At 47.0% G+C, this 14,981-nt stretch carries 12 protein-coding genes; 1 reads left to right on the top strand and 11 read right to left on the bottom strand.

The window, feature by feature from the left end; all coding sequences use genetic code 11:
• Positions 1 to 65 precede the first annotated feature (65 nt).
• The 5 genes from VFC92_08945 to VFC92_08925 form a co-directional block, all read right to left on the bottom strand.
• Complete coding sequence (locus tag VFC92_08945; GenBank protein ID HZK08314.1) at positions 66 to 2,534, bottom strand: OmpA family protein; 2,469 nt, start codon at positions 2,532 to 2,534, stop codon at positions 66 to 68.
• A gap of 111 nt (positions 2,535 to 2,645) precedes the next feature.
• Positions 2,646 to 2,972, bottom strand: coding sequence for a twin-arginine translocase TatA/TatE family subunit (locus VFC92_08940; protein ID HZK08313.1), 327 nt, complete (start codon positions 2,970 to 2,972; stop codon positions 2,646 to 2,648).
• A gap of 303 nt (positions 2,973 to 3,275) precedes the next feature.
• Complete coding sequence (secDF, locus tag VFC92_08935; protein HZK08312.1) at positions 3,276 to 6,458, bottom strand: protein translocase subunit SecDF; 3,183 nt, start codon at positions 6,456 to 6,458, stop codon at positions 3,276 to 3,278.
• Between the two features lie 118 nt (positions 6,459 to 6,576).
• Positions 6,577 to 8,541 carry a dihydrofolate reductase gene (locus VFC92_08930; GenBank protein HZK08311.1) on the bottom strand — a complete coding sequence of 655 codons (1,965 nt, stop codon included), beginning with the start codon at positions 8,539 to 8,541 and terminating at the stop codon, positions 6,577 to 6,579.
• A 127-nt stretch (positions 8,542 to 8,668) separates the two neighbouring features.
• Positions 8,669 to 9,769: a DUF748 domain-containing protein gene (locus VFC92_08925; GenBank protein HZK08310.1), complete on the bottom strand. Its 1,101-nt coding sequence runs from the start codon at positions 9,767 to 9,769 to the stop codon at positions 8,669 to 8,671.
• Between the two features lie 185 nt (positions 9,770 to 9,954).
• Here VFC92_08925 and VFC92_08920 point away from each other — a divergent pair, with 185 nt between their 5' ends.
• Complete coding sequence (locus tag VFC92_08920) at positions 9,955 to 10,299, top strand: STAS domain-containing protein (protein ID HZK08309.1); 345 nt, start codon at positions 9,955 to 9,957, stop codon at positions 10,297 to 10,299.
• On the opposite strand, the gene VFC92_08915 is transcribed toward VFC92_08920, so the two are convergent.
• The 6 genes from VFC92_08915 to VFC92_08890 all read right to left on the bottom strand — a co-directional run bounded on the left by VFC92_08915 (position 10,287) and on the right by VFC92_08890 (position 14,855).
• A complete protein-coding gene (locus VFC92_08915; GenBank protein ID HZK08308.1) occupies positions 10,287 to 10,685 on the bottom strand; it encodes an Hpt domain-containing protein in 399 nt (132 codons plus the stop codon). The genes VFC92_08920 and VFC92_08915 overlap by 13 nt on opposite strands.
• A gap of 103 nt (positions 10,686 to 10,788) precedes the next feature.
• Positions 10,789 to 11,349 carry a DUF192 domain-containing protein gene (locus VFC92_08910; GenBank protein ID HZK08307.1) on the bottom strand — a complete coding sequence of 187 codons (561 nt, stop codon included), beginning with the start codon at positions 11,347 to 11,349 and terminating at the stop codon, positions 10,789 to 10,791.
• Complete coding sequence (locus VFC92_08905; GenBank protein HZK08306.1) at positions 11,339 to 12,193, bottom strand: metal ABC transporter permease; 855 nt, start codon at positions 12,191 to 12,193, stop codon at positions 11,339 to 11,341. The genes VFC92_08910 and VFC92_08905 overlap by 11 nt, the downstream gene beginning before the upstream one ends.
• A gap of 240 nt (positions 12,194 to 12,433) precedes the next feature.
• Positions 12,434 to 13,186 (bottom strand): ABC transporter ATP-binding protein, encoded by a 753-nt coding sequence (locus VFC92_08900; protein HZK08305.1) that lies wholly within the window; start codon positions 13,184 to 13,186, stop codon positions 12,434 to 12,436.
• Between the two features lie 3 nt (positions 13,187 to 13,189).
• On the bottom strand, positions 13,190 to 14,485 hold the full coding sequence (yidD, locus tag VFC92_08895; protein HZK08304.1) for a membrane protein insertion efficiency factor YidD: 1,296 nt from the start codon (positions 14,483 to 14,485) through the stop codon (positions 13,190 to 13,192).
• Complete coding sequence (locus VFC92_08890) at positions 14,445 to 14,855, bottom strand: 6-carboxytetrahydropterin synthase (protein ID HZK08303.1); 411 nt, start codon at positions 14,853 to 14,855, stop codon at positions 14,445 to 14,447. The genes yidD and VFC92_08890 overlap by 41 nt, the downstream gene beginning before the upstream one ends.
• Positions 14,856 to 14,981: the final 126 nt, after the last annotated feature.

Below are 14,981 nucleotides of genomic sequence, written 5' to 3'. Positions count from 1 at the left end.
CACCGCTCACCAGCCGACGCTCAATCTCCGGATTTGGGTTCTGCTCAATCACCGATTTGTTTCAACTATCTAAAAATTATCTGCTTTTTCTCCTCGTCGATGGTAAAGGTGCCGAACTCGGTGAGCGTGATTTCTCCCAAAGTCATTTGCGTGGCCAACTGATGATCGACCTGAATTTCGACGTTGCGGATAGTCATCCCCGCCAGGCGCAGTGTTTCCACGCGGAAGATAGCGCGATGTGCGATGGTTCCATCACCGAGGATTTCTTCGGGGTTGCCCTGGAAATCGTTTTTGGTAATAGCTCCCTCTTTGAGCAGACGCAGCGCACTTCCCAGCGATATGGCCGGGCGAATGGCACGCCGGTCGTAAATAAAATTGAGTGTAAATCCATTCACGATAACCTGACCCTGCATCAAACCTTTGGGCGTAAGCATATAGTCGAGGATCTTTTCTTCCGGATTCACTACCACCTCGACAGCTCTGGCGATGGTATCGGTTTTTATTTTTGGCTTGGGTATGTAATCCTTGCTGATAATCGAAAACTCGGTGCGGCGGTTCATCTGGTGAGCAGCTTCACGAGCTTCGTTGTTGGGCAGCGAGTCGACATAGGATTCGGTAAGACGCGAGCCAACAGCAAAAGTATAGCCGCCGCGGGTAGTTTCTTTCTTTAACACAAACGGCACACGCTCACCATAGCCTTTGGCCACCATCCGATCGGGGTCGATGCCGCGCAGGATGAGATAATCCACCACCGACTCGGCGCGCTTCTGCGAGAGAATGTCGTTGCGTTCGTCGGTGTCGCGGCTGTCAGTATGAGCAGCTATTTCTACCACAATGGTCTCGTTGGCATCGAGGGTTCGGATGAGCCCCTGCAACGAATCCTGAAATTGTGGCTTGAGTTCCCACTTGGCCAGATCGTATAAAATCTCTGGCAGCACCACGGGTTCTTTGGGTATGGGCGTCAGGTTGAAATTCATCACAAAATCGCGGCTGGCTGCCAAACCTACAGTGGTTTCCATGGCCTTGTCGTTGAAATATTCGGGTTTTTCTACAAGTATTTCAAAAGTAGTACTGGCTTTTATCTGGTCATCTTTAAACTCATAATACCCAACCGAGTTGGTGGTGGTAGTTACGTTGGTTCCGTCAGAAGTCACCAGGTTGACATCGGCTTTATCGACAGGCTGAAGTGTGTTGTTGTCGACTACTTTTCCGGAAACGGCATACACCAACGGCGGATTGACAAAGTAATAAATGTCGTCGCCACCCCGACCACCACGCCGGTTTGAAGAGAAAAACCCTTCGTCTTTGCCGTCGGGATGCCAGGTGATGCCGAAGTCATCGTATTGTGTATTAATAGGTGGCCTCATGTTGACGGGATCGCTCCAGGAACCGTCTTCGTTGCGGGTACTTTTGAACAGGTCGAGGCCGCCCATGCCCGGCAATCCGTTAGAAGCGAAATACAATACTGAGTCACCGCGCATTACGGGAAACACCTCGTCGCCTTTGGTATTGATATTAGTACCCATATTGCGGGGTGTCGAAAATCCACCTCCACCTTTTGACTCAGAAATCCACAGGTCTTTGCCACCAGCGCCACCATTTTTGGGCGATGAAAATATCAGGAAACTCTCGTCGGGGCTTACGGCGGGATGTCCGAACACGGAGGTGCTGTCGCCGCCAAGCTCAACTTTTTCGGGTTCACCAAAACCACGCCCCTGCTTGCGTGTCACATAAATCTGACAACCGTTAACTGTCTGGTTATCTTTTCCGCAGCGTGTAAAATACATTTTACCAAAGTTACCATTGAAGGAAGGCTGTCCTTCGTTGGCGTCAGTATTTACGGTCTCGCTCTCATCGGCCAGAACCGGCGTGCTCCAGTCTCCTTTTTGATCCTGACGCGCATAGAAAAGATCGGTAAAATTCATACCGGTCCATTCGTCGGTATTTTTGCCGGTGCTGCCATCGCGTGAAGAAGTGAAGATTATGGCGTTGGCATTGGCTTCGCTGTAGGCAGGTGAAAAGTCGTCTTCGCGGGAGTTGAAACGTTTTAGTTTTTCTATCTGATAATTCCCGGGGTTTTCGAGCCACTCCTGCGCCAGCTTACACGAACTTATTCCAGACTTTCCACGCGGATCTTCCGGCACACGCTCGGCATATTTCTCATACATCTCCAGCGCCTCATCGTATTTACCATCGGCACGCATGGCATCGGCCAGACGCAAAAGCACCAGTGGCTCGGTACGATCGTATTTGGCACGCTCCAGTCTTTTGTAAAAGGCCTGGGCACGTTTCATCTGGTTGGTGAACCGGTAACTCTCGGCCAGCTGATAGGTGATGCGATTCTTCTCGGCCTTGTTTCCTTTTACACGCGAGTAGGCTTTTTTGTATTTGGGGATGGCCAGCGAATAGCGCAGATTGGCAAAATCCTCGTCGGCAGCCTGTGCCCGGCGATTTTGACCGTGAACCGTCATCGCTGAAAATAGGAGAAGAATTATTAAAACTCCAGGAAGAGTTCTCGTAACGTTTGTACTCATTGTTTTTTCGGTATCGGCAGCAAACAGTTGTTTGCATTTATTTGTCAGAAGAATCGGTTTTTTAACGGTTTATCAAATTGCTTTAGTATCTGTGCGCATGCAGCGCAACCATTATAGCTGAGGCTCTCGTGGTTTTTGTCTTAAATCAGGTTCAGTTTTTTCCAAATCATCCATTGGCTTATCGGATCGGGGTGTTGCTGCAGATGGCGGTTCATTAAGATTTATGCTCCTTTTCAAATCATCAGCTTCGCGGCGAATGTCGTCGGTTTCGCGCGTAATCTCATCCCGAATCTCGCTGGTGGCTTTCTTTACTTCGCTTAGGCCTTTGCCCATCCAACGGGCAATCTCAGGAATTTTATCTGGCCCAAAGAAGAGAAACACCACCAAAAGGATGATGAATATTTCGCCGCCACTGATATTAAAGAAAGCTATTACCATTCAACCTATTTGAAAATGAAATTTCAAAATTCAAGAATAAACCCATTCGTTTTTTCAATACTAACGAGCAAAAGTAGGAAAGTAATAGCAATGTCCTGAAAAAAAACCTCATTGTAGTTTACAGAAGGCGATGATCTAATCAATCCAATGCTTTAACTACTCTCTGTCGTTTTCAAAGATTATCCTATTCATAACCTTTGTAACAATCGCTTTGGCAAACCATGAGTAAATATCTCAAAACAAAAATCCCGGCTTGACTTTAAAGATCATTGCCGGGATTTATTTTATTAATGAAAAAAAATGTTACTTCTTTTTAGATTTTTTAGATTTCATAATCGAGTCGGTGTCGTTTTTGCCACCTTTTGTGATCATGTCGTAAGCCACCGGGCTGGCAATAAATACCGATGAATAAGTCCCGATGAGAACACCCATCAACAGAGCAAAGGCAAACCCACGGATAACCTCACCGCCAAAGATAAAGATCATCAGCAGTACCACGAGGGTAGTTCCCGAAGTATTGATGGTACGGGCCAGCGTGCTGTTAATTCCCTGATTCACGTTATCGTTCAGGGTACGTTTTGGATGCAATCCTACAAACTCCCTGATACGGTCGAAGATGATCACCGTGTCGTTGATGGAATAACCAATAATGGTGAGGATTGCCGCAATAAATGTCTGGTCAACCTCGAGATTGAAAGGCAGGACATTATAAAATATCGAGAACAAACTGATTACAATTATCGAGTCGTGGAACAGAGCTGCGACACCTCCCAGACCATATTGCCACTTCTTAAAGCGGATAGCGATATAGATAAAGATGATGATGAGCGCAAAGATAACTGCCATCACTGCACGGTTGCGGATGTCGTCGGCAATGGTTGGCCCTACTTTTTGTGAGCTTAGGATGCCGATAAATTTGTCGCTTCCCGTATCAGCAATAAAATCAGTGTAAGTAATGGTTTGATCCCGATAGAAAGGCTTCAGGTTGTTAAAAATAAGCGCCTGCAAAGTGGAGTCGACAGACGGATTGTCGTTGTCGATATCTTTATTAGTAGTAACTTTCACCTGTGAGGTGGGGCCAAAAGTTTTTACTTCGGGTTGTTCCAGATCATCTTCCAATGCGTTTCGAATATCTTTTAAGACTACGGGCTGGTCGAACCGGATAACGTAAGTACGGCCACCGGAGAAATCAACACCATAATTTAAACCTCTTACGGCCAAAGATCCAATACCGATGATGATAATAGCGCTGGAAATAATGTACGCATATTTACGATAGCCCAGAAAGTTGAAGTTGGCATTAGCCAGCACGTTGTGCGTATATTTGTTACTAAAGTTGATGGTACGGTTGCGCGTGAGCATACGATCGAAAATGATGCGCGAAATAAAGATTGCAGAGAACAACGACGAAAGGATACCAATGATAAGGGTGGTGGCAAAACCTTGTACCGGGCCGCTACCAAAAGTATACAGCACAATACCGGTGAGCAATGTAGTAACGTTGCCGTCGATGATGGCTGAATAAGCATTTTTGTAACCGTCGTGGATGGCCAGACGCATACCTTTTCCGGCACACACCTCTTCTTTGATACGCTCGTAAATAATCACGTTGGCATCCACAGCCATACCGAGTGTAAGCACGATACCGGCAATACCGGGTAAGGTGAGTACTGCTCCCAGCGAGGTAAGCACACCAAAGATGAAGAAAATATTGGTCAGGAGAGCCAGGTCGGCAACCCATCCGGCGCGGTTGTAATACAGCACCATGTAGAGAAGCACCATGATAAAGGCAATGATAAAAGAGGTCAAACCATTGTTGATAGCAACTTTACCCAGCGAAGGACCTACTACGGCCTCTTCGACAATACGTGCAGGAGCAGGCAGCTTACCAGCTTTCAGAATGTTGGCAAGGTCTTGTGCTTCGGCCACTTCAAAGTTTCCGGATATCTGCGAACGTCCGTTGGGGATTTCGTCAATTACATTGGGAGCCGAATAGACATAATCGTCGAGCACGATAGCGATTTGCCTGTTGGTGTTTTCGCCAGTGAGGCGTTTCCATTGGCGAGCTCCTTCGCTGTTCATGGCCATATCCACAATTACGCGGTTGTTGTTATCAAAGTTTTGGCGGGCTTCCACGATTACATCGCCACCCAGCGCTGCCGAGCCGTCGCGATTGGAAGCTTTCAATGCCACCAGCTCGAGAAAGTCGGGCGAATATTTTTCAGGTTTAATTTTCCAGGCCAGCTTCATGTCGCGCGGCAAGTCTTGTTTTACGCGGCGCAGCATATTGTTGACCATGGCAGTATCTCTTATGGTGGCATAACCAACAGTAGCGTTCTGTGCGGGCACATAACCATTTTCGGTTTGAACCAGATTGGGACGAAGATAGGCAAACAGCGGATTGGTTTTGGCAATCTCTTCGGGAGATTGGCTACGGTCGGTAACGGAAAGGCTGTCGCTGCCAAGCTGATCGAGAAGATCCTGATCTAATGTATCAGTTATCGCTTTAGCTAATACAGCAGTAGAATCCATCTCTGACAATTCAGACTCTTCGTTTTCAACAACAGCAGCATCAGCCAATTCACCATCTTCTGCCAGAGGGCTTTCTTCAGCAACAGCGTCGAGAATATCATCAGTTTTTAATATGTCGACAAGTTTTTGATCAGCAGCCTGAAAATAGTTGAACACATCACTAAACTGGTAGGTTGTCCAAAACTCAAGCTGTGCAGTTCCCTGCAAAAGCTTACGAACACGCTGTGGCTCTTTGATACCCGGCAGCTCCACCAAAATACGACCGGCGGTCTGCAACTTCTGAATGTTGGGCTGAGCTACACCAAAGCGGTCGATACGCGTACGAAGAATGTTGAAGGTACGGTCAATAGCAGCGTTAGCTTCTTTGCGCACCACATCGAGCACCTCATCATTAGTGGAATTATAATTGAGTTTGTCTTTGAACTCAGCCATAAATATCGAAGTCAACTGGAAGTTGGGATCGATTTCTTTAACGGCCTGACCAAAGAGGGTCACAAAACCGTCCTGACTACTTTTTTGTTTTTCACGCGCCAATTCGAGGGCTTGCTGAAAAACAGGATTCTTGCTGTTGCCTGCCAATCCTCTAACAATGTCGATCACCGATACTTCCAACGTCACGTTCATACCACCTTTGAGGTCGAGACCCAGGTTGAGCTCGCGCTCGCGCACTTCCTTAAAAGTATATTTACGTACAGCAAGGTTGTAAATCACCTCATTGGACATTGAGTCGAGATAATACGTTTCGCGGGCTTTAGCGATCGAATCGTACAGAAATTGCTGCTGTGCTGCATCCCCATCAGCCATAAAACTCGACAAGCGTTCGGTTTCAGCATTGTGCGCGTATTTATTAGCCTTGCTCACAACACGTTGGCTTACGTAGGTAAACGACAAGTGGTAAAGCGATACTAAAGCAAACAGGATGGCAATGAACTTGATAAATCCTTTATTTTGCATGTGTGATAAAATTTTGAAAAATAATTACTTAGAGAACTACCCTATTTTTTTAAGGGTGCAAAGATAGAACAACAATTAAAACAACCAAACAAAGGTAAGTAACAAATTTTGGAATTCTTCACTTTACCGGCAATGCAGCGTAATGGCGGGAGTAATAAAGCATCTGTTGCGCAAAGTCGTCAGGGTACGAAATCCTTACATCTGTAATGACGCCGTTGGCATCGGTAAAAGATTTTAATTTTGGATTGATAAATCCTGAAAATGGCGCAATGCCTAATGTTTCCCAGCGTTTCAACACTTCCTGATGAAGCCCTGCATCCACTTTTACACCATAGTTTTCGATGAGCTGGCGAGCCGCTTTGTAGTCGCCCTCCGATTTGATGCGCTGCACCTCGCGCAACAGTTGTCCAAAAAGCCTTCGTAATTTATCGTAGTCATTAATTACAAAAAAAGTTTTCCCATCGCGGGTTTTGGATTCAATCACGTTTTCAGCTTTTCCGTGCTCGTAAGCCCACAGCGCTATCAACTGACGGTTGCGCATGTGCGACTCCTCCAGATTTTTGCCCGGCGCCACACGCACCAGCTGGGTAAGCAGCCCGCCGCGGATGTAGCTGTTGTACTCGGCCTCTCCTACTGCTAGTTCAGGCATCAGTCCCAGTTCCACAAGCTTAGGATCGGTAGCAAAATACAAAGCAAACAGATCGGCACGTGCTTCTTCGATGGTAGATGCGTAGTTTTTTAATGTGTCCCCTGGATTGGCAACACCTTCTTTGATGCGTCCCGAGCCATGCCCCACTATTTCGTGCAAATCCACATGGAGGTTACTGGCAAGATTTCCGTATTTCTTTGACAAAGCTATTTCCTCCTCCGACCAGGCAAACTCTTCGATGGCGCCCGATTCTTTGCCCGCCTCGTCGTAGGCGGCAATGATGTTGCTGATGGTTACCGATTTGGAGCCATAGCGCGCCCGAATCCAGTCGGCGTTGGGCAAGTTGATGCCAATGGGTGTAGAAGGAGAACAATCGCCGGCAAGCACCACCGCATTGATGCCCCGTGCCGAAACGCCCTGCACTTTTTCTTTTTTGTATTCGGGCTGCACAGGCGAATGATCTTCGAACCACTGCGCGTTGGCGCTAATGGTGGCTGCGCGCCGTGTTGCCTCAGCATCGCGCACCGAAACCACCGACTCCCACGTAGCTTTGCGCCCCAGCGCATCGCCATAAACCTCTATAAAACCATTCACCACATCCACAAGCGGGTCAGCATCCTGCAGCCAGGCAATGCTGTAGGCATCAAAAGTTTTCAGGTTGCCTGTGGTATAAAATTCGATAAGTTTCTCCAAAGCATTTTTTTGCTTTTCGTTATCGGCTACAGCCAGTGCTTTGCGCAACCAAAAGATGATTTCGCTGATGGCCTCACCATACATCCCATCCTTTTTCCACACCAGCTCCTGCAGCTTGCCGTCTCTTTTTATAAGTTTTGAATTCAATCCATATTGCGGCGGTTCCGGATTATTGGTTTTATTCATTGCATTATAAAAATCCTCAGCTTCCTGTTGCGTCACATTTTCATAAAAATTATTAGCCGAAAGCGCTACCATATCAACACCTTCATCCTGGACCACTCTTTTAGTATCTTTATCAGGATCGTAAAGTATGCCGACTATTTTATTAATAAAATCAACCTGGCTTTCATCGTCAGTTGCAAATCCCGATGATTCGGAATGGCGCATCAGTTCACGAAAATCCTCCTCCGGCAGCTCTGGAAAGAATTTATCCATCGAATAGTGATGATGTATCCCGTTGCTAAACCACACCCGCTTGAGATAAACCACAAAGTGCTGCCAGCCTGCCGCAGTGCGGTCGCCGCGATAAGTCAGAAAGATATTTTCGAGGGTGTGCCTTATCAGCAGATTGTGTTTGTAGTTTTGATCATAGATGATGTCGCGTCCCCAAAGGGCGGCTTCGTGCAGATAATACAACAACTCGCGGCTTTCCGGCGGCAGATTTTCAAATCCAGGCACGCTGTACCGCAGGATGCGGATGTCGGCAAATTGTTCGGTCAGTACTTTAAATGGTTCCATTGGCAGAAATTTATGGATGATTGTTGGGGGCAAAAGTACCAAAAAAGCATGGCGCGAGGCGCAGAGCCTGCTGACTGAAACCTGCTGACTGTGAACTGCCGACTGTGAACTGCTGCCTACTGACTTCCTATTTCTTTATCGCATCGTCATAATTTACCTCATTGTCGATGGAGCGGCTGAAAGCTTCTATCCAGGCATTTACGAAGATACTTTTGATAGCTGGCCAAACGCCGGCTTCGAGGTTGTTGAGATCACCTTCGAGCGGCACTTTGGTAGCCAGCGTGTCGGTACGTTGGTTTTTAAGTGCGAATTTGAAAAAGCCAACAAATCCTTCCCAAAGCGTCTCCAGAAAATTCTCATCATTCCCCAGCAGTTTGGCATTGGTGAGCATCGTTTTGAGATAACCGGTCAGATGACCGTCGGCGATGGCCACTTCGCTATAAATATTCAGCTCGCCACTCGAAAAGTCGATGTCGGCATAATGCTTCGACAAATCGTTAAGGGCAGGCGTATTTACTTCTTCCAGCGCAAAAGAGATATCCACATCTGGAATTTCCTTTATCAGATTTACGCGGCCATCCAGGCTCACCTTGCCGTCGCCGATAGCCGTAGCGCGCATAGTGATGGGCGAAGGCAGCGTATGTTCTTTTGCTTTTACGTTGCGCAGATTTTCGGCAACAAGGCTAAGATTGTTAATAAAAACGTCGATATCGGGATCGGCCTGCAACTTCATAAAAGAGAGACGCCCACCGGTAATCTCCAGATAGTTGATATCGATGGGAACCAGATCGCGCAAAGCTTCTGTCCAGTCGCTACCTTCGGCCTTAACTCCGGCGGTATCAGCAGGCTTCTGATCTTCGGGAATGTAAGTGATCTCCGGGTTGGTCATATAAATTTCGCTCACAATCTTACCATGAAACAAGGCGCGCCATTCCACCGAAATGTCGATGTGAGGAAAATTCAAAAAAGGAATCTGCGTTTCGGCATCCACCTTATTAAGGTACAAGCTGTCGATAACGTAAGCGCCCCGATACAGCGCAATGTCGATATCTGCCACGTGTCCGTAATAGCCAGGAATGTCTGACAGCGTTTTATTTACATAATTCTTGACCAATGTGGGCAGATAAATCCTAAACGCAATCAGCGCAAGCAGGATAAAGAAAGGAATGAGAAAACGCTTTTTCTGATAAAAGCGACGCGGGTGTTTGTTTTTGGATTCAGTTGTCATTAGCACGTTTTTATGGATTTGTGCTGGATAAACACAATCTTAGCTGTTAGGTTTAAAAGCAATTGAAAAAGTTGTGACCTGAAAGAAATTGTCGATAACCCGCTAACCCAACAACCTCACAACTTCTTCATTTCCCGACAACTTTCCAAATTCTATATTACTTTAGCCACCCAAAAACAAAGGCTATGACTTTAACTGAAAAGCGACACCAGCAGGCCGTCATCATCAGCATCGAGGGGCGGCTCGACACCACCAACTATCAGCAGCTCGAGAGCAAAATTTTGCATCATCTCGAACAAAATCACACTACACTGGTGATCGATTGCAGTGGAATGGATTATGTGAGCAGCGCGGGTTTGCGCATTTTTCTGGTAGCGCTCAAAAAACTTACGGCCGCAGACGGGCAGTTATTGCTGTGCGCTTTACGCGAAAATATCAAAGAGATTTTTGATATCTCAGGGTTTACAGGAATATTCAAAATCTACACTACGCAGCAGCAGGCGCTGCAGGCTTTGGGTCAGGAATCGTAGTGTTTTCTTAGCTCTTTGATCTGGCCCACCAGCCGGCGTGAATCTTTTTTAAAATTCTGGAAGGTATTGTCAAGCTTTTCAAAAAACTCTTCTTCTTCATTTTGCGAAAGCGGCCTTCCTTGTTTTACCTCCTGCAAAAGTGGTTTCACCTCCTCCTCCATCTTCGAAATCTCCTTGCAGGCCTTACTATCCATATCAAAATTGGAAATAGAACCCTTGAAAGCATGCGCATTTTTTAATAACTCATCCATGTCGCGCGTCTCCAGGTTTTGTCTTAATCTATCAATACGCTCCTGATATTCTTTTATAAAAATATCAATAATCTCAGCCACCGTCTCTTTGTCGAAGTGAACGTACTTTTCGTGAAATAGCTTTTCGTTGATCATGTTATCAATAGTTTTTTTTTAGAACAGTCGAGTAATGCACAAAGATAATGTAAATCGGAAACTGATAAACAACGCAGATCCACTGAGTTGATGCTATAAACCTTTACCGCTGGATCTGAAAGCTGAAACGATGGCCTTGCTTTATCTGATGCCGTGCTGCAAAACCGGCCTGCACCTCTATCACATATTTTGCCGGGTCGCCTGAAGGCATCGACTCTTCGGAATAAGGCGCTGTATTTTCGATAATGCGCGTGATCTGCTTGTCGCCATCGGCATACATAATATCGAGCGAAGAAGGAGTTTCGTGCATCCAAAACCAACGCCTGGCTTCGTCGGGAAAAATGAACAACATTCCCACCGTGTCGGGAATGTAGTGCCGATACATCATGCCGCGTTCACGCGAATAATCGTCGTCCGCAATTTCGATGTAGATGGTGGTAATATTCGCACCGGCAGTATCGGTAAAAGTTAGCTGTCCTTCGATATCAAAAACAGCCGTCTCAGACTTGCCGGCAGGTTTTTCAACCGCGGTGCGTTCGCCCCACATGGGCTGGTTGCTGATAACGTAAACGAAAACAAATACCAGCAACAGCACGATGGCCAGAATCGCCATGATGTATTGTTTCTTTTCAAGCGCCTTGGTCGATTGTTTTTTATTTTTCATAATGAGGATTGATTTGTCGTTTTATCTTCACGGAAATCCTGATCTGCAGCACCACCCGCGCCAAGAGGTATATCAATACCAGAAAAAATATGATAGCAGCCCCAGAGGGGATGTCGAGAAACCACGACAGCATCAGTCCGGCAAAGCTACCGATCATCCCCGTAAGGATGGAGAGAAAGATCATGGTTTTGAAATTTTGAGTAAAAAGATTGGCGATGGTTTGTGGGATGGTAAGCAACGAAAGCACCAGGATAATGCCGGCCACACGGATGTTGAGCACAATGGTGAGCGCCACCAATGTGATGAGCAGGTAATTGATGGCATCCACGGGGAGGCGGATGGCACGCGCAAAATTCTCATCGAAAGCCACAAAAAGTATGGTTTTAAAAAACAACGCAAAAACCAGAATAACCAGCAGCGAAAGAGCGAGCAGCAGGTGTAGGTTGAGCTGCGAAACGGTGAGGATATTCCCAAAGAGATAACTCATCAGGTTGGCCGAATAGCCGGGCGTGAGAAAAACAAAAATGATACCGGTAGCCATCCCCAGCGACCACAATATGGCAATCACCGAATCTTCGCGCACCTCCGTTTTTTTCGACATGTACTCGATGCCCAGCGCCGAGAGCACCCCAAAAAAGATAGCCCCGACAATGGGCGAAAAACCAAAAAAATACCCGATGCCAATCCCGCCAAATGAAGCATGCGTTATGCCACCACTGATAAAAACCATGCGCCGCGACACAATGTAAGTGCCCACAATTCCGCACGAAACACTTGCCAGCAGCGCCGCCAGCAAAGCGTTCCGGAAAAAGAGAAGATCGAATAGTTCTAAAAATGCTTCCACGGTGTTTTTGTTGTGACTGTTTAACTTATGTCTTTTAAAACATAAATTTCAAATAATATTCTTATTTTAAAAATGTCCACGCTACCCATCATTTCCGCCGGCTGGCGGAGAAGCCAGCCCACACACTCTCGATTGTGCGTTGGCAACTTATCCGCCAGTTGGCGGATCGGGGGGTGCGCGATAGGTTTTCCCAAATCTGTAGAATCAATCACTTAAATAATTATTATTTATTAATAAAAACTAATGCTGATGTGTGCGTAAAACCGTGTGCGGCACATCGCCATGCGTAATAATTTGTATCGGACAATTGTAGCTGGCCAGTTGCTCCTGGCTGATGATGTTGGAGTCGTGGTAATGCAGCGTCCGGTTAACGCAGGCAATCGACTTTACGTAATAAGTGATGGTTCCCACATCATGCGACACCATCAGAATCGCCATCTCTTTGTTGAGTTCGCGCAGGATAAGGTAAAGGTCGCTTTCAAATTTGTTGTCCACAAAAGTGTTGGGTTCGTCGAGGATGAGCAGGCGGGGCTGTGCAATGATGGCGCGGCACAAAAAAACGCGTTGCAACTGTCCGCCCGAAAGCTCGCCAATGTTTTTGCCGGCCAGTTGTTCGATACCCATTTGCGAAAGCACCTGCTGCACCCGCTCGAAGTCGCTGGCAGAATAATGATTCATAAATCGCTGACTGGTGGCGAGACCCGAAAGCACCACATCGCGCACGCTGATGGGAAATTTCTTATCGGTGTGGCTCACCTGCGGCAGATACCCGATAAAACGCCGACGACCGCTGCTGTCGGGATGAAATAAGATATTGCCCGACATCGGCTTGATGATGCCTAGGATTACATTCACCAGCGTGGTTTTGCCACCCCCATTCGGGCCTATCACCCCAATAAAATCGTGTGCATGCACCGTGAGGTTGATGTTGCGAAGCACCACCTCATCGGCATATCCGGCAGTAACCTGTTGCAGTTCAACGAGTTTTTCCATCGTTTAATTTTTTATTGGTAATGCGCTTTCGCTAAGTGCGTGGGCAATCGCCAGCATATTTTCCGGCCAGTTGTAGGCCAACGGGTCTATCTGCACAATGCGTCCATCAATTTCACGGGCAATCAGTTCGGCGTTAGCCCGATCAAACTCTACCTGAATAAATATGGTGTGCAGCCCCGCCTCTTTGGCCTGCTTTATCGATTGCAGCATCTGCGCCGGCGAAGGCTCCTTCCCCTGCATTTCTATGGGTATCTGTTGCAAATCGTAATATTTGGCAAAATAGGTGAGTGAAGGATGAAAAATCATAAAACTGCGATTGGGCATGGCTTGCAGCTCTTGCGCTATCTCGCGGTCAGTCTTTTCTGTCTCTGATAAAAAGCGCTCATAATTTTCGCGAAAGCGAGCGCTGTCTTCCGGATAAAATGCTGCCAGCGTCTCATAAATCGTCTTCGCCATCAGCTTCACATTTTTTGGCGAAAGCCAGATGTGCGGATCGGCTCCCTGGTGATCGTGGGCGTCGCCGTCATCGTGATAGTGTTGCTCGCTTCCATCCAGCATTGTTATGCCGGTGCTTAGCGCAATGGTTTTAAGCGCCGGGAAGTTGGCGCTGATCTCGCCCAGCAGATTTTTTTCAAAACTAAGACTTCCATTATAAAAGTAAATGTCGGTTTTAGCAATCCCGGCCATCTGCCGGGGTGCCGGATCGTACAGATGTGGGCTCGTTCCGGGCGGTATTAGCACCTGGACTTGCAACAAATCACCGGCAATCTGATCGACAAAATATTTCTGCGGCAGGATGCTCACCAACACCCGGCGGTGCTTTTGTTGTGACTTTTCTTCCATTGCTGAATTACATCCCGCCATTATTACCACCAAAAAAACGGCGAGCACAGTAATGATTTTTTGCCGCAGCAAGTCGTATCGCGGCGCACGCGGTGTGTGGCCGGTAATTTTATGAAGGTTTATTTTTTTAATAATAAAATTGGGCACAGGGTCGATGCCGGAAGTCCCCCACGGATGACAGCGGGCGATGCGGCTGGCCGAGAGAGCGCCACCGGCTACGATGCCGTGCCTTTTGATGGCTTGCACCGTGTATTCGCTACAGGTGGGGATGTGGCGGCAACTGGCGGGCGTAAATGGTGAAATGGCATATTGATAAAAACGCACCGGAGCTATCAGCAAGCTGCGCCCCAGGCTGTTGAGCCACGAGCCCTTGCGCATATCGGCGGAGATAACAACATTCCGATCCACTGCAGTCTTACTTCCCATCGTATTCCACAAAATTGCGTTCGGTTTCATACAAAACAATCGACAGCTCATATTTTTCATCAATCTGCACCCGCAAAAGATTCCAGATTTTGATGGCAATATTTTCAGCGCTGGGATTCATATCAGCAAAATCCTCCACATCGAGATATAGATTTTTATGATCGTAGCGATCTTCGATGTGCTCTTTCACAATATCCTTGAGCACCTTCATGTCCATCACATAGCCGGTTTCGGCGTCCACCTCCCCCTTCACTTTTACCGTCAGGTTGTAGTTGTGGCCGTGGTAGTTTGGATTGTTGCACGACCCAAATATTTTCTCGTTGCGCGCATCGTCCCAGTTTGGGTTGTGCAGGCGATGCGTGGCGTTGAAATGCGTTTTTCGACAGGCAGTAACTTTCATTTTTTTATGCAAATTTAGGTGATTGTTTTATTAGATAAAATTAGTGCTTGGTACTATAAAATTGGGATAATCCATCGCGCACCCCCCGACCCCCTAAAGGGGGAGTTGCCAACGCACAATCGAGAG

The sequence above is a fragment of the Bacteroidales bacterium genome (assembly GCA_035647615.1).
Classification (GTDB): domain Bacteria; phylum Bacteroidota; class Bacteroidia; order Bacteroidales; family 4484-276; genus SABY01.
Note: the sequence above shows the minus strand (reverse complement) of the source record. Positions and strands in the feature narration are given on the sequence as shown.